The 25853-nt window shown below is 59.9% G+C and carries 24 protein-coding genes; 8 read left to right on the top strand and 16 right to left on the bottom strand.

What is annotated here, in order from left to right; genetic code table 11:
• The first annotated feature begins 63 nt into the window (after window positions 1-63).
• The 3 genes from E8F20_RS02545 (at window position 64) to E8F20_RS02535 (ending at window position 2155) form a co-directional block, all read left to right on the top strand.
• Window positions 64-870 (top strand): hypothetical protein, encoded by an 807-nt coding sequence (locus tag E8F20_RS02545; protein WP_280282290.1) that lies wholly within the window; start codon window positions 64-66, stop codon window positions 868-870.
• 12 nt (window positions 871-882) lie between these two features.
• A complete protein-coding gene (locus E8F20_RS02540) occupies window positions 883-1605 on the top strand; it encodes an SDR family oxidoreductase (protein WP_280282289.1) in 723 nt (240 codons plus the stop codon).
• A 73-nt stretch (window positions 1606-1678) separates the two neighbouring features.
• Window positions 1679-2155 carry a VOC family protein gene (locus E8F20_RS02535; RefSeq protein ID WP_280282288.1) on the top strand — a complete coding sequence of 159 codons (477 nt, stop codon included), beginning with the start codon at window positions 1679-1681 and terminating at the stop codon, window positions 2153-2155.
• Window positions 2156-2239: 84 nt separating this feature from the next.
• Here the strand turns inward: E8F20_RS02535 and E8F20_RS02530 are convergent, their stop codons facing one another.
• From E8F20_RS02530 to E8F20_RS02480, 11 genes are all read right to left on the bottom strand, one after another.
• Window positions 2240-3304: an AraC family transcriptional regulator gene (locus tag E8F20_RS02530; RefSeq protein WP_280282287.1), complete on the bottom strand. Its 1065-nt coding sequence runs from the start codon at window positions 3302-3304 to the stop codon at window positions 2240-2242.
• Between the two features lie 255 nt (window positions 3305-3559).
• Window positions 3560-4333, bottom strand: a complete 774-nt coding sequence (locus tag E8F20_RS02525) for an SDR family oxidoreductase (RefSeq protein WP_280282286.1) — start codon at window positions 4331-4333, stop codon at window positions 3560-3562.
• A gap of 64 nt (window positions 4334-4397) precedes the next feature.
• On the bottom strand, window positions 4398-5372 hold the full coding sequence (locus tag E8F20_RS02520) for a zinc-binding dehydrogenase (protein WP_280282285.1): 975 nt from the start codon (window positions 5370-5372) through the stop codon (window positions 4398-4400).
• Between the two features lie 75 nt (window positions 5373-5447).
• Window positions 5448-5975: a VOC family protein gene (locus E8F20_RS02515; RefSeq protein ID WP_280282284.1), complete on the bottom strand. Its 528-nt coding sequence runs from the start codon at window positions 5973-5975 to the stop codon at window positions 5448-5450.
• A 33-nt stretch (window positions 5976-6008) separates the two neighbouring features.
• Window positions 6009-7001, bottom strand: coding sequence for an aldo/keto reductase (locus E8F20_RS02510; RefSeq protein WP_280282283.1), 993 nt, complete (start codon window positions 6999-7001; stop codon window positions 6009-6011).
• Window positions 7002-7057: 56 nt separating this feature from the next.
• A complete protein-coding gene (locus tag E8F20_RS02505) occupies window positions 7058-7615 on the bottom strand; it encodes a carboxymuconolactone decarboxylase family protein (RefSeq protein ID WP_280282282.1) in 558 nt (185 codons plus the stop codon).
• Between the two features lie 41 nt (window positions 7616-7656).
• Entirely contained in the window at window positions 7657-8484 is an 828-nt protein-coding gene (locus E8F20_RS02500) for an SDR family oxidoreductase (protein ID WP_280282281.1), read from the bottom strand.
• A 38-nt stretch (window positions 8485-8522) separates the two neighbouring features.
• Window positions 8523-9308, bottom strand: a complete 786-nt coding sequence (locus tag E8F20_RS02495; RefSeq protein WP_280282280.1) for an SDR family oxidoreductase — start codon at window positions 9306-9308, stop codon at window positions 8523-8525.
• Between the two features lie 156 nt (window positions 9309-9464).
• Window positions 9465-10832, bottom strand: coding sequence for a DUF1329 domain-containing protein (locus E8F20_RS02490; RefSeq protein WP_280282279.1), 1368 nt, complete (start codon window positions 10830-10832; stop codon window positions 9465-9467).
• Window positions 10833-10844: 12 nt separating this feature from the next.
• Window positions 10845-12713: a DUF1302 domain-containing protein gene (locus E8F20_RS02485; RefSeq protein ID WP_348529606.1), complete on the bottom strand. Its 1869-nt coding sequence runs from the start codon at window positions 12711-12713 to the stop codon at window positions 10845-10847.
• Window positions 12714-12824: 111 nt separating this feature from the next.
• The gene (locus E8F20_RS02480) at window positions 12825-13235 is read right to left on the bottom strand and encodes a 2,4'-dihydroxyacetophenone dioxygenase family protein (protein WP_280282278.1); all 411 of its coding nucleotides are present in this window, start codon (window positions 13233-13235) and stop codon (window positions 12825-12827) included.
• 410 nt (window positions 13236-13645) lie between these two features.
• Here E8F20_RS02480 and E8F20_RS02475 point away from each other — a divergent pair, with 410 nt between their 5' ends.
• The 4 genes from E8F20_RS02475 (at window position 13646) to E8F20_RS02460 (ending at window position 17716) form a co-directional block, all read left to right on the top strand.
• A complete protein-coding gene (locus tag E8F20_RS02475) occupies window positions 13646-15034 on the top strand; it encodes an MFS transporter (protein ID WP_280282375.1) in 1389 nt (462 codons plus the stop codon).
• A 260-nt stretch (window positions 15035-15294) separates the two neighbouring features.
• Window positions 15295-16206 carry a M24 family metallopeptidase gene (locus E8F20_RS02470; RefSeq protein ID WP_280282277.1) on the top strand — a complete coding sequence of 304 codons (912 nt, stop codon included), beginning with the start codon at window positions 15295-15297 and terminating at the stop codon, window positions 16204-16206.
• Between the two features lie 265 nt (window positions 16207-16471).
• Complete coding sequence (locus tag E8F20_RS02465; protein ID WP_280282276.1) at window positions 16472-17296, top strand: MBL fold metallo-hydrolase; 825 nt, start codon at window positions 16472-16474, stop codon at window positions 17294-17296.
• A 24-nt stretch (window positions 17297-17320) separates the two neighbouring features.
• Window positions 17321-17716, top strand: coding sequence for a hypothetical protein (locus E8F20_RS02460; protein ID WP_280282275.1), 396 nt, complete (start codon window positions 17321-17323; stop codon window positions 17714-17716).
• A gap of 243 nt (window positions 17717-17959) precedes the next feature.
• Here the strand turns inward: E8F20_RS02460 and E8F20_RS02455 are convergent, their stop codons facing one another.
• Window positions 17960-18277, bottom strand: a complete 318-nt coding sequence (locus tag E8F20_RS02455) for an SCP2 sterol-binding domain-containing protein (RefSeq protein ID WP_280282274.1) — start codon at window positions 18275-18277, stop codon at window positions 17960-17962.
• Between the two features lie 249 nt (window positions 18278-18526).
• On the opposite strand from E8F20_RS02455, the gene E8F20_RS02450 reads away from it, so the two are divergent.
• Window positions 18527-19606 carry an AraC family transcriptional regulator gene (locus tag E8F20_RS02450; RefSeq protein WP_280282273.1) on the top strand — a complete coding sequence of 360 codons (1080 nt, stop codon included), beginning with the start codon at window positions 18527-18529 and terminating at the stop codon, window positions 19604-19606.
• Window positions 19607-19735: 129 nt separating this feature from the next.
• Here E8F20_RS02450 and E8F20_RS02445 read toward each other — a convergent pair whose 3' ends face one another.
• The 4 genes from E8F20_RS02445 to E8F20_RS02430 form a co-directional block, all read right to left on the bottom strand.
• Window positions 19736-20518 (bottom strand): SDR family NAD(P)-dependent oxidoreductase, encoded by a 783-nt coding sequence (locus E8F20_RS02445; RefSeq protein WP_280282272.1) that lies wholly within the window; start codon window positions 20516-20518, stop codon window positions 19736-19738.
• Window positions 20518-21702, bottom strand: a complete 1185-nt coding sequence (locus E8F20_RS02440) for an acetyl-CoA C-acyltransferase (RefSeq protein ID WP_280282271.1) — start codon at window positions 21700-21702, stop codon at window positions 20518-20520. The genes E8F20_RS02445 and E8F20_RS02440 overlap by 1 nt, the downstream gene beginning before the upstream one ends.
• Before the next feature lie 70 nt (window positions 21703-21772).
• Window positions 21773-23887: a 3-hydroxyacyl-CoA dehydrogenase NAD-binding domain-containing protein gene (locus E8F20_RS02435; protein WP_280282270.1), complete on the bottom strand. Its 2115-nt coding sequence runs from the start codon at window positions 23885-23887 to the stop codon at window positions 21773-21775.
• A 131-nt stretch (window positions 23888-24018) separates the two neighbouring features.
• Window positions 24019-25815, bottom strand: coding sequence for an acyl-CoA dehydrogenase (locus tag E8F20_RS02430; RefSeq protein ID WP_280282269.1), 1797 nt, complete (start codon window positions 25813-25815; stop codon window positions 24019-24021).
• Window positions 25816-25853 lie beyond the last annotated feature (38 nt).

Here is a 25853-nt window from a genome sequence, read left to right as displayed (position 1 = left end):
AGAATGCGAACCTGCTCGGGCGCTCTGAATGCCCGTCCGTGACCATTCAACGAGGATCTCTGCTTGAACACCAGCGACTGGAAAACCTGCCAACTGGACATCTCCGACCTCGATTTCGAGGGAGACAACCTGCGTGAGCGCTGGGCAGATCTGCACAGCGGCAACCATGAGCCCTGGCCTGAAGACCAACAACTACAGAATGCATGGCGCCTCTATCACTACGGGCGTTTCGCTGAGGCTGTGGATGCAGCTCTCGGTCTTGGCGACGCCGGCGTGGTGGTCGCCAGCTTCGCCGCCACCATGCAAGCCCAATACGTTGAGCAGGATCCGACGCGACGCGCCGAATTGTTCAAGCAAGTCATGGCATGGAGTTACGAAGCTCTGTGCCGCGGCAATGTTTCAGCCAACCTGCACTACATGTATGCCGTAGCACTGGGTCGCTACAGCCAGCTGATCTCAGTGATGGAAGCCTTGGCCCAAGGCTACGCCAGCGTCATCAAGACACAGGTAGAGAAGGCCCTGGAACTCGACCCACAACACGCCGAAGCCTTGGCCACCTTCGCCGGCTGGCACGCCTCTGTGAGCGAGCAGGCCGGCGAGTTGATGGCGAAGATGCTTTACGGCGCCTCGCAAGAGGCGGCTGAAGAGCTGTACCAGAAGGCATTGCATTCAGCACCGCAGTCCGTGATCCCGCTCATCGAGATGGCCTGGGGCCTTGAAACCATGTTCGGCAAGTCGAGCAACGAGGACGCTCTGCAATGCCTGGATAAGGCGTTGAGCCTGCCCACCCTGGATGCAATGCAGCGCCTCGACCAACAACGAGCACGCACACAGCAAGCTCGCCTCAATGCGTTAACCCAGGACCAATAGGGAGCAAGCAACATGTACTCACTCGAGGGACAACATGTGGTGATCATCGGTGGTGGTTCCGGCATGGGCCTTGCCACCGCGATTCATGCCCATAAATTGGGGGCGAAGGTGACCATCGCGTCGCGCAACATCACCAAGCTCGAGGCCGCACGTGCACAGGTGGGCGACCGCTGTGTAGCCGTGCAGGTCGACGGGAGCGATGAGGCCTCAATGAAGCAGCTGTTCGAGGTGGTCGGCCCTATTGACCATATTTTCCTGACCGCTGGCGCCCATCCGCGTGTGCCAGTTCGTGATGCGGTGTTCGAGGACGTACGGCCCGGTATCGACACACGCTTCTGGTCGTGCTTCTTCGCCTGCAAGTATGGCCAGCTGCAGTTGCGTCGCGATGGTTCGATCACCTTCATTTCCGGGGTAGGCGTTTTCAAACCGGGAATTTCCGGCGAGAGCATTGCGGTAGCAGGCGCCGGCGCGGTGGATGCCTTCGCTCGCTCCATGGCACTGGAGCTACGCCCAATCAGAGTCAATGCCCTGTCCCCGGGCGCTACCGATACCGAGTTCTCACGCAAGCTCGTGGGTGAGCACTTTGCGGCAGTTGCCGAGCAATGGGCGGCAAAACTGCCCGTTGGACGCGTGGGCAGGACCGATGACATGGCTCACGCCGCCATCTTCCTTATGACCAACGGGTACGTCACCGGCACCACCCTGCACGTAGAGGGCGGTTACCGGCTGGTCTGATCCGCGTACCAGACTGACCAGCGAAGCGTCTCTCTGGTCAGTCTGTTTCTCTTAAATCACAAGGAGGCAGGGCATGTCGTCATTCACTATTTCCGGCACTCACCATACAAGCTTCACGGTCTCCAACCTGGAGCGCACCTTGACGTTCTTTCGCGAAGGACTGGGATTGAGCCATTCGCAGCCATCGCCTCGTTGCCTCGTGCACATTGCCGGGATTACCGGTGTGGAAGGCGCGGATGTGCGTGTGGCCTTCGTGAAATGTCCGGGTGGGCACGAAATCGAACTGTTTGAATACGTTGGCCCCAGCGAACGCTCAGCAGTCTTGCCAAGACCTTGTGATGTCGGCTTTGCACATATCTGCTTTCTGGTCGACAACGTCGACGCTGCGGTGAAGAGAGCGGCGCAGTTTGGTGTGAAGCCAGCAGGGATAATCTCTAACCCACAAAGCGGCCCCGCCCCCGGAGCTCGTAGTGTTTATCTACGAGATCCGGACGGCATCACCTTAGAACTAGTGCAGCTACCGGAGAACTTCGTCAGCCGAATGGATTGATCGTCAGCGGTAGAATACCGCCGCTCCCGCAGCAGACGGGCGCCAGCGGTATGTCCCTACGGGAACCACAGACATCCTCGCCCATCAGTGCTCCTGGGTGGAGCGCAGTTGTATCCGATAGCGACTGGGAGTGGTTCCAGACCACTCCCTGAACGCTTTGACAAAATTGGACGCCTCCGTAAAACCCGACCGCTGTGCTACCAATCCGATTGGCAGATCAGTGCTGCGCAGTAACTGGCTGGCCATATCGAACTTGACCTCCTTGAGCAACTGACGGTAGTGCACGTCCAAATCCTCGAGGCGACGATTGAGGGTACGAGTGGACATGTTGAAATGACTGGCCACCTCGTCAGCCGTCGGAGGCGCATCCAAAAGATTGCGCAAATGGCTACGGATACGCTCCGGCAAGGAAGTAGGTGTGAGACTGCGCTGACAGGCTCGCTCGCACTCTTCGAGCGCAAGCTTCAGGTAGGTTGGGCATGCACCCTTTAGCGGAATTAGGGTTACCTCGCGGGCTACCAGAATCTGGCTGTATTTTTGGGAAAAGCGAACCTTGTCGCCGAACAGCTCATAGAAGGCGCTGCTGTCGTCAGGTTCCGGGTAATCGAACTCCACCTGAAAATCGACCTCGGACAAGGGCATTTCCAGGCTACGCGCTAGATTGCAAGCCAGTGAGGCCAACCAGGACTCTTGATTGAAATGGTAATTGCCCCCTAGCGGGATCAGCTTGTTGGCGATCATAGCTACGTGAGTAGCATGGTCAACCTTGCGGATATTGAAGGCACTTCCCAGGATTTTCTGGTAGCGCTTTGTGATCTGATAGGCCGTCTCCATGTTGGGAGCACAGGACAATGCAACTCCCAGTTCGGCCATATGGGCGAATCGTATACGCTGCCCGAACAGCAGTCCCAATCTCGGGTTTCCAGTCAAGCGCAAGCCCCGGGAAATGATGGTCGCCAGTTGCTGATAGCTGAACAGATGCTGGGGTTGGGAGAAGTGTTCCAAAACGACACCGGTATCCTCGAACAGCTCATGAGCATTCAAGCCATGCTCAAGCAGTAACTGCACCAACAGCGCTGGCAAATGAGGCGTCACCATTGGCGTAGTCATGGAGATATGAGCTTCAGACTTGGTGCTGTTCGGATCCATGGCGAGGCCCTTTTTTCCATACGTTAACCATTGCCCCTGTATCCAGCAACGCTGGAGCATGACTGCATAGGTAAGTGTGATACGACAACGTAGGTAGGCTTGAATCTGCTCAGGGAAGACGGCTGGAGGGCTAGGACTGCATTCATCTCGCGAGCTCACATAGCCGCCGATTTATCAGCGCCTGGCTCGCCGACTTGTAGCTCTCATGAGTCGGCGGACAGGCATTTAGCAGGAGCCTGGAGCTCTAAAAACGCCTCAGCGCAACAGGTGGGAACCGCCGTCGACCATGAACTCGGAGCCGGTAATGTAACCCGCTTCATCTGAGGCAAGGAAAACGATGAGTGCTGCCGCATCATCCGGAGTACCAGCCTGGCCAAGTGGAATGCTGGAGGCATAGCGTTGAATGGAAGAGGTACTGACCACATCCGCCGTCTCCTGAAGCTGCCGGGCGATGTTGGCGATCATTTGCGTGGCAATGACGCCAGGATGCACAGAGTTGCAACGTACCTTCGCCCCTTGGCTTCCAGCCAGAGCGACAGACTTGGTCAATTGCGTTACCGCCCCCTTGCTCGCCCCGTAGGCAACGCTGTACAGCGTTGGGTAATACGACGCCAACGAGGAGATGTTGACGATCGAACCGCTGCCTTGCTGCTTCATCACGGGCATTACTTCACGACAACCAAGGAAGGTGCCATCTAGGTTGATATGCATCACTCGCCGCCAGTCCTCCAGCGAAGTGGTCTCCAGCCCCCCTGCGGTCACCTTCCCCTCAATCCCAGCCGCGTTCACCAATACATCCAACCTGCCATGGCGTTGAGCGATTGACGCCACCACCTGTTGCCACTGGCTTTCACTTGATACGTCCAGCTGCATGTACTCGATGTCACTCTGCAGCACCGTCCCTGGTGTCGTGTTGATATCGGTTGCGATCACCGTTGCGCCACGCTTCGCCAGCATGTTCGCCGTCGCTGCACCAATCCCACCGGCACCTCCGGTAATCAACGCGACCTTACCGCCAAATGAGCTCATTGCTGTTTCCTTTTCCTGCTTGGACCAACCAGCAGCGACCTCTTCGATCGCTGCCTGGCAATGGCTAGCCGAGTTGCAACACGATCTTGCCGAAGTGTTGATTACGATCCATTCGCTCCAGCGCTTGCTTGAAATCATCGAAGGCGAAGGCTGTATCGACGGGTACCTGCAATGCCTTGGAGGCGATGGCCTTGCCGAGCGAGGCCTTGGCTGCCTGGATGACCTGGACGATTTCGATTGGGTTGCGCGTACGGAACGAAGCACCGATGTAGGTCAGACGCTTCATGTTGTGCAGATCGAAATCGAAGTGTCCGGACTCGCCTGCCAGACGCCCAATATTGACAATGCGCCCCGCCACCCTGGTTGCTCGCATGGTGTCGTTGATCACGTCGCCGGCGACATGGTCGATCACCAAATCGACCCCCTTTCCATCGGTGGCGTCCAGCACTGCCTGAACCCAGCCGGTATCACGAGAGTTGAGTGCCAGGTCCGCACCAAACTCGGTAAGACGTGCACAGCGCTCATCATTGGTGGAGGTGCCGATTACCAGGCCGGCACCCAACTGCTTGGCCACCTGCATCCCCATCAAGCCAACTGCTGTGCTGGCTCCCTGGATCAGCACGCTTTGACCCTCTTTGAGCTGTCCATTGGTGGCAAGAGCGTCGTGCATGGTCTGTATCGCCACGGGCAAGGTGGTGGCTTCGGTATAGGTCATTCCTTCCGGAATCGGATACATGACCCATTCGAAACCCAGGGTGTATTCGGCGAAGGCTCCCATACCTGCCGACATTACCCGGTCACCGACCTTCCACTGCTTAACACCAGCACCCAGCTCCACCACCTCGCCGGCCCACTCCATGCCCATCGGCTGGTTGGCTTGGGCGCTCTGGAAGCCATGGGTTGCCCCCTTGAGCATCAGTAGATCGGCGCGATTCAAGGAACACGCATGAACTTTGACCAGGACCTGGTTCGCGCCAGGTTTGGGAGTGGTTGCCTCGATAATCTCCGGACCATTGGAGCCATTGACCAGTGCACGCATAGCGAGTTTTCCTTCATAAGCGATAAGGGGATATCGGGCGGCCATTTGGGGCCACCCGAATGACTGGCAAACGAACTAGCCGACCTTGCGGATCGGATCCTTGCCATCCCAGTTCAGGGCAGCCTCCTTGATCATTTCGAAGTACTTGCCCTTCTGCCCGCTGATATCGCTCAGCTCCACTACAGTGCCCTGGTGCAGCTCGGTGTCGAAGTAAGAGAAACGTCCCTGAGGCCCGCCGATCTGGCCTTCGTGGCCGACCTTGAGGCCAGCGGCCAGCGCATTGTTGTAAACCTCGTCGTAGTTGGTCACCCAGTAGGCCACGTGCTGCATGCCTTCGTTGCCAGCATCGAGGAATTCCTTGTACATCGAAGGCTCATCGTTGAGCTGCTGAATCAGCTCGATTTGCAGATCCCCCGAGTTGGCCAGCGCGGCGCTGAACTTCATGCCCGAATCAACACCACGGTGGCGGAAGTAATCGGTGGGCACTTCCTCTATGTAGAACCAGGGACCGACACCCAGCACATTGATCCAATGATCCATGGCAGCTTTGATGTCTTTGACCACGTAGCCGTTCTGGGCAATCTTGCCGAAAATCTTGCTCATTTTTTTGCTCCGTTTTTCAGGGGATTAAAGCACTTACTTGTCCAGCATCTGCTGCAACAACGGGTGATAACGGTCACCGTGGACCTTGCCTGGCTGGAACAACTCGCTGATCACCAGATTGGTGGCGTCGTCCAACTCGACAGCCAGGGCACCCAGGTTGTCCTCCAGGAAGGGCAAGGTGTCGCTGCCACAGATGGTGATGACTCTGGGGTTCTGACGGAAAAGCCAGGCAAGGGCCAACTGCGCGCTGCTGCAATTGAAACCCTTGGCAATCTCGCCAAGCTGATCGACCAAGGCGAGGTTCTTGGGGAAGTTTTCCGGGTAAAAGCGCGGCGAATAGCGACGCACATCGGATGCCTCCAGCTGCTCCAGGCTGCGCAGTTGGCCGGTCAGCATGCCCCGTGCCAGTGGCGAAAAGGCCATCACGGATACACCTAACACATCGAAGAGCATGCGCTGCTCCTCCACTTCGCGGGTCCACAACGAGTACTCCACCTGCATCGCAGTAATCGGGTGCACACCGTGGGCACGACGCAGGGTCTTCTCCGATACCTCGCACAGCCCCAGGAAGCGCACTTTGCCCTCACTCACCAACTCCGCCATGGAACCGACGGTTTCCTCGATAGGTACCTGTGGGTCCAAGCGGTGCTGGAAGAGCAAGTCGATGCAGTCGGTGCCCAATCGCTTGAGCGATTCCTCACACGCCCGCTTGACGTGTTCCGGACGGCTATCCAGGCCGAACGGCAGATTGTCCTTGGGGACGTAGCCGAACTTGGTAGACAGCAGCACATTGTTACGACGCCCGGCGATGGCCTTGGCAATCAACTCCTCATTGTGGCCCCAGCCGTAGTAGTCGGCTGTGTCCAGCATGTTGATGCCCTCATCGAGGGCCTTATGAATTACCCGCAACGACTCGTTGTCGTCGCGCTGGCCATAGGCATTGCTCATCGAGAAGCAGCCGAGGGACATCACCGGCGTCTTCACGCCGGTGCTACCCAATACCCGCAAATGTTTGTTGGCGATCACGCTTTGCATCTCCCCAAAACTGGCGCGCCCGACGTCAAGCATCGGGCTGCTTCCTACTACCTGGTCAACTGGCCATTGCTGTCACTATGGAGCTTCTTCAGATCAGCATCGAGCTCAACCCGGGTGGACTCGAGGAAGCGGCTGACCATGTTGAAGTACGAACAGCAGAGGATCAGCTCAGTGGCTTGGCGGCGGCCGTAACGCTCCAGCAACAAACCCAGCGCCTCGTCGCTCAGGCGCACATTCAGCGAGATTTCTTCGGCCACGCGGCAGAGGAAACGCCCTTCTTCATCCAGGCCGGTAACCGGTCCATCGACGCCGATCTGCGCGATTTCCTCAGCAGTCACGCCGGCGCGTTGGGCGATCAGTACGTGTTGCTCCCACTCGTAGCTCGACGCTGTCACCTTTCCAATCCGCAGGACGGCAATCTCGCGCTTGCGGGCATCAAACTCACTGTTCATCAGAATGGAGCTGGCCAGCTGAATGAAGCCCTGCAGACTGGTGGGTGCGTTGGCCATCATTCGAAAGATGTTCGCCGGCGGCAATTGCTTGAGCAGGGCTGCAATTTCTTTAGGCAATTCGTGATCTTCAGGCAAAGCGATGCTGACGCTCATGACAAGCTTCCTAATGGAGGTTGAACAACTTGAGTGGTGGGCTATAGCCCGGTGATTCCAGAATCCACAGCGAGGTATTGGCCGGTCACGTACACGCTCTCCGTCGATATGAAGAACAGTGACGCATAGGCGATTTCCCAGGCGGTGCATTGCCGCTTGAACGGCAGGATCTCTCCGGTGCCGCGAGACTCCCGCCCTGCGCCCGCACTACGACCATTGGGCGTATCCACCAGACCCGGCACCACCATGTTGCAGCGCATGTGGCGACCCGCGCCGGCTCCCGCAAAGAAACGCAACAGGCCCATAAGGCTGGCTTTGGTGGTGTCGTAGGCGATCATTTGCGAACCGAACTTGAACCCAGCGACCGAGGAGGTGAGAACAAGCGACCCTCCCGCATCCATGCGTTTGATGGCCTCTCGGCCACAAAGCATGGCGCCGGTCTGATTGATCGCGATCAGTCGGTTCCACTCCTCCAAGGGAATGTCCATTCCTACCCGGCCGAAGGTTCCAACGTTGAACACCACACCATCCAGCCCACCCAACTGAGCGCGCGCGGACTCGAACATGGCGATCACTTGATCTTCCTGCTGGACGTCCACGGCCATCGCATATCCCTTGCCCCCCTTGGCCAGGATCAACTTGACGGTGTCTTGTGCGCTCTGCAGATTGATGTCGGCCACCGCGACCGTCGCGCCCTCTCGGGCAAACAGCAGGCACATGGCACGGCCATTACCAATCGGATCGGTAGCCGGGTCGAACTCTCGCTGACCTCCGCCAATGACCAGCACCTTTCTTCCCTCCAAGCGCCCACGGCCAGGCGCTTCGCCGCGTGACTCAGCCGACAGCGGCAAGGCTTGAACTTGCGACATGGTGACTCTCCTTATCATTGAGGTGGGGAGCCCCGCCCTCAGCTCATTACCAGACCACCGTCGACGTTGTAGCTCTGTCCGGTGATGTTGCGTGCCTCGTCCGAGGCCAAGAAAACGGCCATGGCGCCCATGTCCTCCGGGTCGTTAGCGCGCCCTAGGGGAAACATCTTGGCGGCCTGAGCGACGTACTCCTCACTGCTTATGCCGGCCTCCTTGGCACTCATCGCTACGGTCTGCATGGCCAGTGGCGTCATGGTCACGCCCGGGCAGATGGCATTGACAGTAATGTCGTGCTTGGCTAACTGATGTGCAGCCAGACGGGTCATGCCCAGCACCGCGCCCTTGCTCGCCGCGTAGGCCACGCTGGAGGCATTGGCGAAGCCACGCGCGCCGATGGAGGCAATGTTGATGATGCGACCGCCGCCGCCTTGGGCGATGAACTGTTTGGCCGCTGCCTGGAGGCCAAAGAACACACCCTTGGAGTTGACCGCGTTGACGAAGTCCCACTCCGCCTCGTCGGTTTCCGTGACGTAGTTGGGGCAATTGACCCCGGCGTTGTTGACGATGACATCGAGGCGGCCGAAGTGCTCGACCGTCTGCCGGACCATCGCGTAGATGCTCTCGACCTTGCTGCAGTCGGCCACGATCGGCAGGGTGCTGACACCAAGCTCAGACGCGCTTGCACACACCTGGTGCAATTGCGCGTCGTTGCGGTCGGCCAGCGCCAGCGTCGCGCCGGCCTTGGCCATGCTCAGGGCGATGGCTTCGCCGATACCGGCACCGGCACCGGTCACCAGCACCACCTTTTCTTTCAGACTAAACATAGGACTACCTTTCTACTCGCCAGACGAAGCCGAGGCCGGACCGGGACGCACGAACGCGTCCCTTCAGTTTCACTGGGGCCTGCGGCACGGTTTCCCAGAACTTCGGAGCGTGGCCGTATATGCGAGGTGAGGAACCCCACCTCGCCTTTTCAGGGGTTAGCGCACGCCACTGGTACGCAGTGAGTTCGGGCTGAATTCGGAGAAAGCGGCAGTCCAGTTGTATTCCGCCTTGGTCGACTCTTCGTTGCGCAGACCAGCGGTGAAATAGCGACCGTTGACGACGTCGTAGCAACTCTCGATGGGCATCGCCATGACCTTGATGTCGTACAGCTGGGTCAGGTACGCCTCCGACAAGCGCCAGAAGTTGCCGCGACTGTCGTAATGGTCGACCAGGGAAATGGCCCAGCTGTCTTCGTCGATGTATATCTCGCGCTTGGCATACATATGGCGTTGCCCCTCACGCAAGGTGGCTTCGAGCACCCACACTCGATGGCGCTCGTAGCGCACGTACTCGGGGTTCAGATGGCCAGGCTTCACGATGTCGTCGTACTTGAGCTTTGGGTCTTCCAGCGCGTAGTTGTTGTACGGGATGTACATCTCGCGCTTGCCGACGATCTTCCAGTCGTAACGGTCGATCGCCCCGTTGAACATGGTGAAGTTATCCGCCGTGTGCTGCGAACCACCGGTGGACGAAGGCCCGTCATAGGCGATCTGCGGAGCCCTGCGCACGCGACGTTGACCTGCGTTGTAGCTCCAGGCGGAACGCGGCGCCGCAACTGGATTGAACGAGTCGTGGGTCACGAAAACGTTGCCCGCATAGATCGCCGGGGAGATGTTTCGCAATTTGTAGAAGCCCGACAGGTTCTTGTTTTCCAACTTGCCGTAGTCGGTCAGATAGGACGCGATCTGAAGCTCCTGGAGCATCGCATTCGGCGTGTATCTACCGTTGGCTTCGGGTACTGCCGTGATGGTCTGTCGACGATAACCCGAGCCCATGGGCCGGGCGAGATGGTTCCAGATGAGCTCTGCACCGCTCTGCGGAATGGGGAAGGCCACGCCGCGGAAGTAGTTCTGGATGCCGAACCCATCGGCAGTCAGCTGCGTGGCGGTGGCGTTCTTCTTCGTTTCCGCATAGATGTCGTCGGTAAGCGCCAGCGTTCGATGGGTGGGGTAGACGTTCATCTTGAAGGTCTGCGGATAGCGATTGAACATCGCTTGTTGGCCCACCGATAGCTTGTCCTTGTACTGCGCGTAGTTGGACGCATCGATGGTGAACAGGGGCTTCTCGTCCTTGAAGATGTTCTCGCGGAAACCGCGCTCATCCACACCGCCGATATTGGTCGGCAAACCGCCTGTCCACTCGGGGATGGTGCCGTCGGCATTGCCGGCGCGCTCGGCCCCCATCGGAGTCAGCTCCTTGCCCAACCGGGCAGCAGCATCGGGCGACACTGCGGCCATTGCACTGGCGTTGAGCAACATCAGGGCGACACCGGCCCCCTGCAGCAGATGCATGTAGTTCTTCATTTGAATGTGTCCTCAGAAGTTGACGCCAAAGCTCAACGCGACAAAGTCACGATCAACCTGGGTGTTGTACTTGCCATCGAAGTAGTTGGTGTACGAAAGGCTCATGGTGTAGAGACTGCGGAAGTCACCATCCACGCCCAGACTGATGGCCTTGCTGTCCTCCAGGAACGGCGAGATGGAGGGGCCATAACCCTTCACGTCATGCGAGAAAGCCAGCGAAGGGCGCAGGTTCAACTGCGGAAGCACATCGCGGTAATCGAGGATGCCGCGCACGCGATAGCCCCAGGCCGTGGAAGTTGTGAACCCTTCGTCGTTGCAGTACTGCGGGTTGGACGTGTTGGTGGAGCTCGTGCACAAGGCGTTGTTTGCCAGCGTCCCCTGACCGAAGGCGCCGTCACGACCAAAGCGGATACCGAACTTGTTGTCCAGACCACCGGTATGGACCACCGCCGCCTCGCCGATCAGCGTCAGGCGATCGGCTCCAGCCACACGGTTGAAGATGTGCGTGGCCCCCAACTGCAGCTGTGTCATTTCCTTGCGTTGATAGCCGCGAATGGTCTGGTTGTTCGCAATGTCATAGAGACCGGTGCTGTAGACAGGCGTGATCGCGGCAGTGCCCAGCGCCGTCAACGTCATATCGGTACCGTTGATCTGCAGAGGAGCATTCGGGCGATAGGACAATTCGCCTTGAATGGCAGTACCGGTATTCAGCGTGGTCGCGAAGCTCAGACCGTAAAGACGGATGTCTTCCGGGTAGTCGACGAAGTACTGGGACGTCCCCAGGCGATAGGCTGCCCCCAGGCCGTTGGCAAGAGCGGCACAGGCAGCCCCCGTAACGCCGGCGTTGGCGCAAAGCGAGCCGGCAAAACCGCTATCGGCAGTATGGGGACCGGTAATCATGCTGTAGTACGGCGTACGGCTGTGGTAGTTCATGAAGTACGCCGCAAACTCGGTGTCCAGCGCCAACGAGTTCCAGCGCAGCGCAGCCCCCCACTGACCGCCGTTGCGAGCATCGTTGTCCCCAGCTCGGGGAATCTGGATTCCCTCACTGGTCAGGATCACGCCTTCAGGCGAAAGAGCAGCGACCGCCGCCGGATTGCGAGTCAGGTTGGCGCTGACCGTGTTGGCCAGGCAGCCATCGGCCATGTTGTCGATGCCGAAATAGGTGCCGCAGTTGTCCAGCACCACCTGTTTCCAGTCCAACTGATAGAACATCTCGACCGAGGTGTTTTCTGTCAGCCCCTGGGTGAGATAAATCATCTCAACTGGAATCAGGCCTTCTTTCAGTTCGGAGCCTGGTCGGCGCAGCGCCGAGATATCCACCGGGTTGATCGAGTTGATGCCTCCACCGATGAAGATACTCTCGCCCCAGCTGACGACCTGTTTACCTACCCGGAACGAGCCAGACATATCGCCAAGGTCGTAGTTGTAGTAGCCAAACATGTCCAGCAGTTCCGCACCGGAAGACTGGGCGCCGCGCTTGCGATTGGTGTCGTCGATATCCTTGAAGGGACGGCTTTCATCCTTCAACTCGAAGTCGTACCAGTACTTGCCCCGCGTGAAGAAACCGACATTCTGATAGCGCAGTTCCAGATCGTGTACGCCCTTGAAAATCTTCGAGAAGGTTTCGCCTTTCTTGAAATTCAAGCGCCCGTCATCACTAGTGGTACTGCTACCGGTGCCACCGTTATTGACACCGATAAGGCTGGACTTGGGATCGGATGCTGCCCAACTGGCGCCCACCGAAAGCGCGGAGTCGAACTGCCCTTCCAGTTCGCCGTAGTTGAAGGTAATAGCGTTAGCCTTGCTGGCCATTACCGAGCACACGGCAAGGGTCAGCGCGCTGGCTTTAAAGCCTGCGGACTTGTGTGAAGAATACATTTCACGCCTCATTATTTTTATTAGCGGAGATGGATAAGTTCCAAAGTTCTGCGCTAGATCCTTTTTGCCGCGCAGCTGCAGCCCTGGCCCACCCTGACCAGAGTCAACAACTTATTCCGTGGTGTATGCCGCCGGCAGAGGGCGGATGTACTTGGCCGGCTGCAGACCGCGCGCCTTCACCAGGTTGTCGATGGCAAGCATGATGTCGTTGGCATCCATCATCCCGAGGTAGTTGCCCTCTGCATCGAAATTGATGTTGGCGCCATACACCACCATGAGGGTGTCAGTCGGCTCGGTGTTGTCAGCCGGCGTCATGAAGGTGTGAATCGAGCCACCCGGCTCGAACAGGTAGCTGCCTGCAGTTTGCGGCTGCTCGGGATACTCCACGTACATCCATTTGCCGGAGTTGGTGAACAGGTGAACCGTTCCGGTGTGGTAGTGGCAGGGAAGAACGACACCCGGATGGAAGATCACCCGCAACACCCAGATCCCCAGGCAGGGGTCGAGAAACAGGGGTTGCATATCGACACCTCGGAAATGCGGGGCCATTACGTCTTCGTAAATCGGCAGCTCCCTGGTGTTCAGCGTCAGCAGATCTTTATGGCTGTAAAAAGAAATAGGCATTGCCACGAGGTGTTCCTCTTGGGGTTCTTGTTTGTGGCTAAGCCTAAACAGCAATTCGCTCTCCGAATTATGATTCGACGCCAATTGATAGTGTTTTTTCGACAACCGTACGAATGGACCGTCCTGCGACTAGCAGCAGAAATGGCGGGATGGCATATATGGAAGGGCAAGCGCACACGCCCCTAGACCGTATAAATACGACTTTCGATGATCCATATGCGCCACTTATAGTGCCTTGCGGCAACTCCTGTCGCCCGCATGCTGCGGGCTTCAGGCTTCAGCTTTACCTGCCCCAGATAGGTCAAGAAATGAACAATAACAATACCGGCTACCCATCCCCCCAACGTGCCTGGAGCATGGTGCTCATCCTGATGTGCGCTTACATTCTGTCCTTCGTGGATCGACAGATACTGAGCCTTCTGGTGGAACCCATCCGCCGTGACCTGCTGCTCAATGACACCCAGATCAGCCTGCTGATGGGGCTGGCATTTGCTCTCTTCTACACCCTGTGCGGCTTGCCTTTGGGACGTGCGGCCGACTCCAGGAGTCGGCGCGGGATAATCGCCATCGGCATTCTGGTGTGGAGCGCCGCAACGGCGTTTTGCGGTCTTGCCAAAAACTACTGGCACTTTCTTATCGGCCGTATCGGCGTGGGAGCAGGCGAAGCGGCACTGAACCCGGCTGCTTATTCGCTGATTGCTGACAGCTTCCCCGATGATCGTCGTGCCACAGCCATGAGCGTCTACGCCATGGGCGTGTACCTGGGCTCCGGCGTGGCTTACATGCTTGGGGGACTGATCATCAAATTTGCTTCAGCACAGGGTGACATCGCGCTACCGATCCTAGGTGAGATACGTCACTGGCAGATGATCTTCATCATCCTGGGTGCGCTGGGCATTGCATTCACCTTGACCCTGCTGGCAATCAAAGAGCCTGGGCGCCGGGGAGCCGGTGCGGGCGTAGCCGTGCCGATCAAGGATGTAGGGCGATACATGGCGAGCAACCGCAGCACCGTGCTGCTGCACAACTTCGGCTTCGCTCTGCTGATGTTGGTTGGCTATGGCATGGGAGCCTGGGCACCGAGCTTTTTCATTCGAACCTACGGCTGGACGCCAACGGAAGTCGGCCTGATCTATGGCAGCATCGTACTGGTTTGCGGCTGCCTCGGCGTGGTGAGTGGCGGTCGCCTGGCTGACTACCTTCGAAAGCGCGGCTACAAGGACGCCTCCATGCGAGTGGGCCTGATAGCTGCGGTTCTCGGGCTGCCCACCGCTTTTGCTCCATTGGCATCCACCGGCGAACTTGCCGCAGCGCTGCAGATACCGGCTGTGTTCTTCATGAGTATGCCAATCGGTGTGGCCGTCGCAGCGCTGCAGGAGATCATGCCCAACCAGATGCGCGGCCAGGCCGTTGCCCTGTATAGCCTCATCGCCAGCCTGATTGGCCTTGGTCTCGGGCCCACCGCCGTAGCGCTGATCACTGACTACGGCTTCCGTGATCCTATGGCCGTGCGCTACTCCATGGTCATCGTTTCCCTGATCGGGTTAAGCACAGGCGCCCTCCTCCTCGGTCGCGGCCTGGTCCATTTCCGCAGAACCCGCGAGGCTCTGGCGCATTGGCGCCCGCCGGTGGCGGGCCAGTCCATCGAGACTTCTTCGTCGGCATCCGGCCAGGCAAACGTCAACACCAAAATCTGACCGCACACACCTGGATGTCTGTTGGAGCGAGGCAACTATCGCCCTCGCCCCAACTGCATCCGCGCGCCTCATGCGCTCCGGAAAATTGGCTGAAAAACACCAATAGATGACGGAGCGGCACAATTGAAAGTGCTTTTCGCCCCTTAACATCGAAATTCAATAACAAGACTGCAGGCGCTTGACGTCTGTTTTCCCTCTGCGGACAGGCTCGCTCAAGTGAGACTGTGCGGCGAAAGCAATTAGTAGATGGAGTTAGGATCATGCCAATAGGTTACGAACTAGAACCCAGTGGCGCGTGGGACCGCCTGTACCGCTGGTTCTCCAAAGTTTCGTCGCGCTGGGTGGGGGCAGCCGATGAACTACCGCCCAAAGAGGCCATGGCCGGCCACCTCGCAGCCCAGCGCTTGGCCTATGACGCCGTCGTTCACGTAAGTAAATTGCTCAAGGTGGGCATGACCGAGCTCGAGGCAGCCACGCTGCTTGAGAACTACCTGAAGGATCATGGCACCGAACGTTATCTGCACCGTGCATTCGCCTGGTTCGGCTCCCATTCACGCTTTGACGAATACCAGTCCTACAGCGACTACCACCCCAGCGACCGCGCCCTTGAACCACACCACGTGGTGATCCTCGATGTATCACCGGTGGTGGACGGATACATCGGTGACGTTGGCTATACGGTATGCCTTCAGCCCGACGCCGAACTGGAGAAGGCGAAAGCTTTCTTGCTGCAGTTGCGCGAAGACCTGCCAGGCATGTTCGGCAGCACAATGACTGCTAGCGAGATCTGGCTGGAAATCAATCAGCGCATCAAGGACGCCGGTTACGACAACATCCACAGCAAGTACCCTCATTGCGTTCTTGGCCATCGGGTATTTCGCGTGAAGCCAAAGACAGGGAAGCACCTTCGCATCGGCAACCGTTCATTCGGCTGGTTCTCTCTGGAGACCAACATGGTGCTGATGAAGATGGGGCTATCCGCGACCCTGACGCCCGAGCACATCGGCCGCAAGCTCGGTCTATGGGCCATCGAGCCTCATATCGGCTGGGCAGGAGGTGGCGCGAAATTCGAAGAAATCCTGGTGGTTGAGCCGGGTCGCTGCTACTGGCTGGACGACAATGTGCCCCATGTAGTCGAGGCCAAGGAACGCCAAGCCAAAGCAACGAACTAAGTTGACGGTCCGATGAAACCGCAACTCCCGGAGCCCAAACGCACCCCGTCCAGGATCAGCGCCAGCAAACTCATTGCTGGCCTCCTGCTCGGCCTACTTATCGCGCTGTACTGCTTGACCACATCAACTCGGGGCGGCCGCGCTTACGGGCAGGCCAGCACACACGACCTCAATTCAGGAATGCAGCGTCTAACCGGCAACCGCTGCTTTGCTGAAAAACAGCTCAACGTCGGGGGGTGCTCCCGCAACGCCTCAGGAGCTCCAGATGTCACTTAAAGTTCATCACCTCAACTGCGGCACGATGTGCCCGGCTTGCGAGCGGCTGGTCAAAGGTAAAGGCAGTTGGTCGCGCCCAGGAGAACTCGTGTGCCATTGCCTCCTGCTGGAAACGGCGGAGTCGTTGGTTCTGGTGGATACGGGCATGGGCGAACGCGATATTGCAGAGCCTCGCCGACGTCTCGGCTCCACCTATACGGCCCTGTTCAAACCGCGCCTGTCACCCGATGAGACGGCGATTGCTCAGATCCGCGCCCTTGGCTTCGATCCACGCGATGTACGCCACATCATCACCACTCATTTGGACCTGGACCACGCCGGGGGCCTGAGTGACTTCCCTGACGCCCATGTGCATGTGCTGAAGCCCGAGCTCAAGCAAATCCAGGAACCGGGTCTTCGCGAACACATGCGTTTTCGTCTGCCACAATTCGATCACCACCCCAAGTGGGTGGTGCATGAGGAGCAAGGGGAAAACTGGTTCGGCTTTGAGAGCATCCAGGCCATTCCAGAACTCGGCACAGACATACTGCTGGTACCGCTGATTGGCCACACCAAGGGTCACACCGGGGTAGCTGTGGATACGGGCGACGAATGGCTACTGCATTGTGGCGATGCCTACTATCACCACAGCGAGCTCACATCGACGCCAGACACGCCCGCATTTCTGAAGTTCTTTGAAGTGCTTATTCAGGCCAAGCCATCAGAACGCATCCGCAACATCAAACGATTGAGGGAGCTGGCGGCAAGCCACGGCAATCAGATCGAGATGTTCTGCGCCCACGATCCAGTGGAGCTCGAGCGGTACCTATGCTGAATAGAATCTCCAAGCAGGGACATCATGTCGCTTAATCGAATCCTCATCCTTCTGGTCGTTGCTGGCTATGTAGTGGTCAACATCAGCATGCAGATCGACTTCTTTGCCGGCCGGGATATTTTTGCAAAATACCAAGCCACCACCAGTGCAGCCGACGCCCTCATAGTTGCCAAGCAAGCGTACTACGCCAAAACCGCTTTCCTGTTGACCCTGTTGATCTTACTGGCCCTGAGAGTGCCTTTCGAACTGGGATTCGGAGTGTCATTTGTAACTTATGCCTTGCTTATGCTGGCGTTCTTCGGTCTGGAGAGATCAACCACGATTTACCTCGTGGCGTCTGTGGCCCTGCTGGGTAGCTACTTCTGGGACCGGATTAGATCCAGGCGCGGAAGTAAATTCGATCCGAATATCTCGACATGAAAATCGCTTGTCGCAAGCGCATGACGTCTCTCAACGCTCACACGCTTGCCTGATGCGCTGTCATCGCTCAGCGATTCCGATAACGCCAGTAACCGCCAACTACGACTATGAGCACGGAAAGAACGATAAAGGTAATGCTCATCGGCATACCCCCTGAGTGGTTGGGTAGCTGATCTCACCGCAGCACGAGCACGCTGGTGCCGTGCTGCCAGCGCAGAACGGAAATGTCTGCGCCGAGGACGATTAGCCCAGCTTGGAAGCGTTGAAGAAGCCGGAAATCTGTTGCGCCAGCATCAGATCGCCCTCGACCTGCAGCTTGCCGGTCATGAACGCGGTAATGCCGTCCAGGTCCCCCTTGAACAGGGAGATCAGGTCATCGTCTGCGATGGTCAAGGTCACATTCGGATCTCCAGCAGTGCCGTTGGCAACGGTGCAGGCACTGTCACTGATCGTGGCGTACGTCGGCTCGGCGACATTGAACTGAATCGTGCAGTTCACACCCGCTACAGCGTGATCATTCAGTACGGAAGGAAGGCTTTTCAGAAAGTGGTTAGCGCTCATGAGACGAAGTCCTTGTTGTTATGAAGGTAGTGATGCCAACTCACGGCGTCGCTAGGCGGCGTTCGGCTTCTGAGTGCTGACACGGCCAGGATCGCCGGAGCGCCCCTTGTCAGATTGACAGGCGCTTACAGTGCTGCGCGCTGCCGAGCGGCATGAGAGCGAATCTAATGGGCGGCCCAGCGCTGGGTATTGACCGAACTCGAACACTTGTGACCCTTGGCCCGCAGGTCAAAGACGAGGTTTACGGCAGTGACGACCAACCACAACGAGTCACGAGGAACAGAGCACTTCAGCGTCGCCGTGCACTTTCTGAAGCTGCTGATCGACTATGTGGTACAGCAGGGACGCCCCCCGGATGAGCTGTTGCGGAGGGCAGATATTTCCACAGAATCGCTCGCCGACCCCAATGGCCGCATAGCGTTCGTGAGCTTCAATCATCTCTGTGAACTGGCTGCCGTTGAACTGAATGATCCTTGCCTGGGATTGAAGGTGGGACAAGGAGTGCGCCCCGGGCACTTGGGCTCCTACGGGTATGCACTGATGGCGTGCTCCAATGGCTTGCAATTGCTGCAGCAATCCGCCCGTTACTCAGTACTGGCCATCGATGCCGGCCACCATCTCATCGAGATCCGCGGCGACGAATGCATCCGCCACTGGCGAAGCAGCCTGCCGGATGGGATGCAGCTTGGGCGCTTCCAGGATGAACTCAACCTTGCCACCTGGCTTACTCTGGCCCGCTGGTTCGGCGGCAACCAGAACCTCAATCCAAACTGGGTAGCATTTCGGCACACCAAGCCAGACGATGTGCGCGAATATGAGGCTCTCTTCCGCTGCCCGTTGAAGTTTGACCAGCCAGAAACCACCATCGCGTTCAACGCTAGGTATCTCTACATCGAGCTGCCATTTGCCGACAGCAAGTTGCGGCGGATCATGAGCGATGTCTGCGAGCAGTTGCTCAAGCAGTTGGGTGATGCGCTGGAGCCGTCCTGGCTGGCGATTGCCAGGCGTACTGTCCTGGAGTCATTCAGCCAAGGTGAACCGCGCCTGCAGACCGCCGCAAAAGCGGTGGGCATGAGTGAGGCCGAGCTCAAGGAACATCTTGCTCATCGGGGGCTGAGCTTCCGTGGTTTCGTCGACGACCTTCGTAGCTCGCTGGCGATCGGGTACGCACGCGATCCGGCCTTGGGGCTAGTGGATATCGCGTACCTCCTCGGTTTCTCCGAACAAAGTGCCTTCCAGCGCGCCTTCAAGCGCTGGACCGGCATGACGCCCGGTCAATATCGCCGAAGCCACATTGCCCCATCAGGTAAGTCCTCACCTTCCTGGTGAAATACTCGCGGCACACTTGGGCAAGCCATGGCGATCCGGGGCGATTCAGTAACCCCAACCGCAGGTACACAATACTATGCATACCCTCGCTCAGGGGAGAGCAGTCTGCGCCCCCTGAGCCGCTGAGCCCTACAACGAGCTCACCAGGTGCCCACCATCGACGGCCAACACACTGCCGGTCATGAACGATCCGGCCTCGCTGGCAAGGAGCAAGAAAGGTCCTTCCAGCTCCTCCAGCACCCCCAAACGGCGCATCGGAACAACATCTCGGATGTAGGCCTGCCCCTTGTCGCTGTCGAAGTAGGCATCGTTCATCTCGGTCTTGAAGTAGCCCGGAGCAATCACGTTGACGCGGATCCTGTAGCGCGCGAGCTCCAACGCCAACGACTTGGTCAGGTGCACCACACCAGCCTTGGCGGCGCAGTAGTGGCTGTAGCCAGTGCCGGCGCGCAGGCCGAGTATCGACGCGACATTGACGATGCTGCCACCACGACCGGCCTTGGCCAGCCGCTGCGCGGCAACCTGGGCGACGCGCCAGACGCCGTCGAGGTTCGTCGAGAGCATGGCACGCCAATCGTCCTCACTGATCTCCAGCGGGCGCTGGCCGTTGCCAATGCCGGCATTGTTGAGTACCACATCAACCACACCGAAGTGGGCCTCGGCAGCGTCGAAAGCTGCTTCCACGCTTTCACGGTTGGTGACATCTAGAGCGACGGACATCGCCTCGCAATCTTCCCACTGAATGTCCTTGGCCACCTGCTCCAGCCGATCCACGCGCCGCGCGGCGAGGACTACGCGAGCGCCCGCGCGGCCGGCCACGCGGGCCAGATGCGCGCCTATGCCACCGGAGGCGCCGGTGATCAGCACGGTGCGACCGGCCAAGGCAAAGCTCCTTGCGAAATCGGTCGTCATCAGAACACCTCGAACAGGCCGGCGGCGCCCATGCCGCCGCCGACACACATGGTCACCACCACGTACTTCACACCACGACGCTTACCTTCGAGCAGGGCATGGCCGACCATGCGCGCGCCGCTCATGCCGTAAGGGTGACCGATGGCAATGGCGCCGCCGTTGACGTTGTAGCGATCGTTGTCGATACCCAGCTTGTCGCGGCAGTAAATCGCCTGACAAGCGAAGGCTTCGTTGAGCTCCCAGAGGCCGATGTCGTCGATGGAGAGGCCGTGCTGCCTGAGCAGCTTCGGCACCGCCAGCACCGGGCCAATACCCATCTCTTCAGGGGCCAGCCCGGCGACCGCGATGCCGCGATAGGCGCCCAGCGGTTCGAGGTTACGCTGCTCGGCCAGGCGGCCGTCCATTAGCACGCAGGCGCTGGCGCCATCGGAAAGCTGGCTGGCGTTGCCGGCGGTGATGCAGCCGCCCTCAACCACCGATTCGAGTCTGGTCAGGTCGTCGAGCACGGTTTGTGGGCGATTGCCCTCGTCGAGGCGCAGGGTGACTTCCTCGAAGCTGACCGCGCCGGTGGCCTTATCGACTAACTGCTTGGTGGCGGTGACCGGGACTATCTCGCCATCAAACAGGCCGGCGGCCTGGGCAGCGGCGATGCGTTGTTGGGACTGCAGGGAGTAGGCGTCCTGAGCCTCGCGGCTGATGCCGTAGCGTTTCGCCACCAGCTCGGCAGTGTGCAGCATCGGCATGTAGGCGTGCTCGGCGTGGCGCATCACCAGCTCGTCGCGATCGGCGATGGACCATTCCATGTGGCGGGTCTGTACCAGGCTGATCTGCTCCTGGCCGGCACCGATGGTGACCAGCATGCCGTCGACCATGATCTGCTTGGCGGCAGTGGCGATGGCCATCAGACCAGAGGCGCACTGACGGTCAAGGGTCTGTCCGCTGACCGACAGCGGCAGGCCGGAGGCCAGTGCAGCCATTCGACCGAGGTTCCAGCCGGCGGTGCCGCCGGGCATGGCGGTGCCCATCACCAGGTCTTCGATCTCGGCGGCCTCGATACCGGCACGCTCCACGGCGGCGCGGATCGCGTAGCTGGCCATGGTCGGCGACTTGAGGTTGTTGAAGGCACCGCGGAAGGCCTTGGCGATCGGCGTGCGGGCGGTGGAAAGGATGACGGCTTCTTTCATGATTCGGGTGTCCTGAACGTTTGATATTCCCTCTCCCCGAAGGAGAGGGAATGGTTCGGAGGAAGGGGGTTCAGATCTTTTCGATTCGGCTCATGCCAGCGGCCACCAGGCGTTCCAGCAACGGTGCTGGCTGGAACCACATCTCGCCGTATTCACCAAGGGTCTGGCGGTAGTGACGGATGCCGGCCAGCACCTTGTCCAGACCAAGCTGCTCGGCGTAGTGCATAGGGCCACCAAGGTGGGCCGGGAAGCCGTAGCCATTGATCCACACCAGGTCGATGTCGCTGGCGCGCAGGGCGATACCTTCGTCGAGCAGTTGGATGCCTTCGTTGATAAGCATGAACAGGCAGCGGTCGTGGATCTCCTGGGTGGAGATGTCGCTGCGGCGGGTGACGCCCAATTCGTCAGCGATTCGCGCAGCCAGCTCTGGCACTTCCGGGTCGTCCTTGCGCTCACGGCCTTCATACAGGTAGAAGCCGCGACCGGCCTTCTGGCCATAACGGCCGAGCTTGTACAGCTCGTTGCCTACGATGTGGTAGCTCGGGTCATGGGCGGTGGCGGCGCGGTTGGCATCGCGCACCAGGAAGTTGACGTCGACGCCGGCCAGGTCGGTCATGCTCAGCACGCCCATGTTCAGGTCGAGGCCGGTCAGCACGCTGTCGACCTGCGCCGGGGTAGCTCCTTCAAGTACCAGGCGGTGCGCTTCACGGTTGTACGGCTCGAGCATGCGGTTGCCAATGAAACCGAAGCAGACGCCGGAGACCACCGGCAGTTTGCCGATGCGCTTGGCGACCTTCATCGTGGTAGCCAATACATCCGGCGCGGTGGCCTTGCCGCGCACCACTTCGAGCAGTCGCATGACGTTGGCGGGGCTGAAGAAGTGCAAACCGATCACATCCTTCGGACGTTGGGTGACGGCGGCGATGGCGTCGACATCCAGTGACGATGTGTTGCTGGCAAGGATCGCCCACGGCTTGCACACCTGGTCAAGGGTGCGGAATACCTGTTCCTTGATCTCCATCTTCTCGAACACCGCCTCGATCACCAGGTCGGCGTCGGCCAGGTCGGCGTAGTCCAGCGTGCCCTGCAGCAGCTTCATGCGCTGTTCCAGCTGCGCTTCGCTGAGCTTGCCGCGCTTGAGGCTGATCTCGTAGTTCTTGCGAATCTGGGTCAGGCCGCGGTCGAGGGCCTCGGCCTTGAGCTCCAGCAGTTTCACCGGGATGCCGGCGTTGGCGAAGTTCATGGCGATGCCGCCGCCCATGGTTCCCGCACCAATCACTGCAACCCGCTCGATCGGGCGCAGTGGGGTGTCGGCGGCAATCCCCGGGATTCGCCCGGCTTCGCGTTCGGCGAAGAACACGTGGCGCAGCGCCGCCGACTGCGCGGAGGCCTCGGCCTCCTTGAACAGCGCAGATTCGCGAGCCAGCCCCTCAGTCAGCGGTAGCGTGCAGGCCGCTTCCACCGCAGCGAGCACCAGGCGCGGCGCCAAGCGGTGCTTCCAGCGGGACTCGTTGGCAGTGCGGAACTGGCTGAAGAAGTTGGCGGTAATGCTGTCGACCGGGTTGGCAAAGTGGCTGGTACGGTGTGCCGGAGCGTTCTGCGCGAGCAGCTCACGAGCGAAGTAGCAGGCTTCCACCAGCAGGCTGTCGGCGCTGGCAGCGAGACGGTCCAGCAGGCCAAACTCAAGGGCACTCCGGGCGTTGACCGGCTGGCCGGAAATCATCATGTCGAGGGCCGGCTCGACGCCGATCAGACGGGGCAGGCGCTGGGTTCCACCGGCGCCCGGCAGCAGGCCGAGGTTGATTTCCGGCAGACCCAGGCGCGCTGTGGGCTCACCGATGCGGTAGCCGCAAGCCAGCGCCAGCTCCAGACCACCGCCGAGCGCCAGTTTGCCGATGGCGGCGATCAGTGGTTTGTCGATCTGGGTCAGGCGCACCAGCAGGCCGGGCAGGTCCGGCGCGGCAAAGGACGCTTCGGTGCCGAACTCGGTGATGTCAGCACCGGCACAGAACAGACCGTGTTCGCCATGGAAGATGATCGCCCGCACAGCGGTATCGGCGGCGGCGCGCTCGCAGGCGTCGAGAATGGCGGCGCGCAAGGGCTGACCGAGTGCGTTGACCGGCGGACGTGCCAGGCCGATCAGGGCCAGGCCGTCTTCGACGCGGTAGTTAACCAGTGTGCTCATGTCGGGTCCTTCAGTGATCAGGGGCAAATAGGAAGGGGCGCGGTTGGCCCCTTCTCCCCCTGAAGAGTTGGGCGGAGGACTGCGTGGTTTCCTCCGCTGGTCCCAGCCCCTTCAGAGGGAGAAGAGCTCGTTCAGAACCAGACGTTCTGCATGTCATAGGTCAGGCGGTTACCGGCACTGAGCAAACGTGCCTGGCTGTCCAGCCCGGCCAGTTCCCAGTCCATGAAATAGCGCGCGGCGTGCAGCTTGCCCCGGTAGAAGTCGGCCTCATTGCCGGTGGCACCGGCGTCGAGCGCGCGACTGGCGACCAGCGCCTGGCGTAGCCAGATCCAGCCGACTACCACCCGGCCGAACAGGTCGAGGTAGGAGGTGGCATTGGACAGCCCGAGGTTGGCGTCGGCGGCGACCTGGGCCTGCAGATCGACGGTGACCCGCTCGAGGACTCCCAGGGCATCAGAAAGGGCGGCGGCCAGCGGCGCGCACACGCCGGCGGCATCGGCAAGGCTGGCACGGACCTCGGCGAGGAACAGCTGATATCCCTTGCCGCCGCGCTGGCCGACCTTGCGGCAGAGCAGGTCGAGGCCATGAATGCCTTCGGTGCCTTCGTGAATCGGGTTCAGGCGGTTGTCGCGGTAGTACTGCTCCAGCGGGTACTCGCGGATGTAGCCGGAGCCGCCGAGGATCTGGATGCCGAGGTCGGAGGCAATCACCCCGTACTTCGAGGGGTAGGACTTGACCATCGGGATCAGCAGGTCGAGCAGATCCGCGGCGGCGTCGCGGACGGAGGCGTCCGGCGCGGTGTGGGCGTCCTCGAACAGGCTACTGGCGTACAGGCACAGCGACAGGCTGCCCTCGGCGTAGACCTTCTGTTGCAGCAGCATGCGGCGCACGTCAGCGTGCTCGACAATGCGCACCTGCGGCGCCAGCGGGTCCTTGCTGCCCGGCAGGCGGCCCTGCGGACGCTCGCGGGCGTAGTCGAGGGCATGAATGTAGCTCTGGTAGGCCAACGCCGAGGCGCCCAGGGCCACGCCAATGCGCGCCTCATTCATCATCTGGAACATGTAGGAGAGGCCCTTGTTGGCCTCGCCGACGAGGTAGCCGACCGCACCGCCCTTCTCCCCGAAACTGAGCACGGTGGAGGTGGTGTTGCGGTAGCCCATCTTGTGCAGCAGGCCAGCCAGCGCCACGTCGTTGCGCGCGCCGAGGCTGCCATCGTCGTTGACCAAGAACTTCGGAACCAAGAACAGCGAGATGCCCTTGACCCCAGCCGGCGCGCCCTCGATGCGGGCGAGCACCATGTGCACGATGTTGTCGGTCAGCTCGTGGTCGCCGCCGGAGATGAACATTTTCTGGCCGAACACCCGGTAACTGCCGTCCTCCGCCGGCCGCGCGGTGGTGCGGATGTCGCCAAGCGCCGAACCCTGACCCGGCTCGGTCAGCGCCATGGTGCCGCTGTAGCGGCCGTCCAGCATTGGCGGCAGGAAGCGCTCGCGCAGGGCGTCACCGGCGAAGCTCTTGACCAGGTTGGCCGAGCCGATGGTAAGGAAGGAGTAGCCGGCGCTGGCGATGTTGGCGGCATTGAAGTAAGCCATGCAGGCACGCAGCACTACTTCCGGCAACTGCAGGCCGCCGTCCTCGGCGTCATGGTGGGCAGCGTGGAAGCCGGCGGCGGCGAGCGCATTCCAAGCGGCCTGGGTTTCTGGAATCAGGGTGACCTTCTCGCCGTCGAAGGTCGGCTCGTTGGCGTCGCCCTTGTGGTTGTGCGGTGCCAAGTACTCGGCGGCGATGTTCCGGGCAGTGTCCAGGGTGGCGTTGAAGACGGCGCGGTCGTGCTCGGCATAACGAGGACGCTGCAGCAGCGCCTCGGTATCGAGCATCTCGTAGAGCTGGAAGCTCAGTTCGCGTTCGTTGAGTAGCTTGTCAGTCATGGTGTTCTCGTCAGGCGGAGACGGGCCTGGCGATGCCA

This window comes from Pseudomonas sp. BN415, assembly GCF_029871195.1.
GTDB lineage: Bacteria > Pseudomonadota > Gammaproteobacteria > Pseudomonadales > Pseudomonadaceae > Metapseudomonas > Metapseudomonas resinovorans.
The sequence above is the reverse complement of the archived record's forward strand: the minus strand, read 5'-3'. Positions and strand labels throughout refer to the sequence as shown.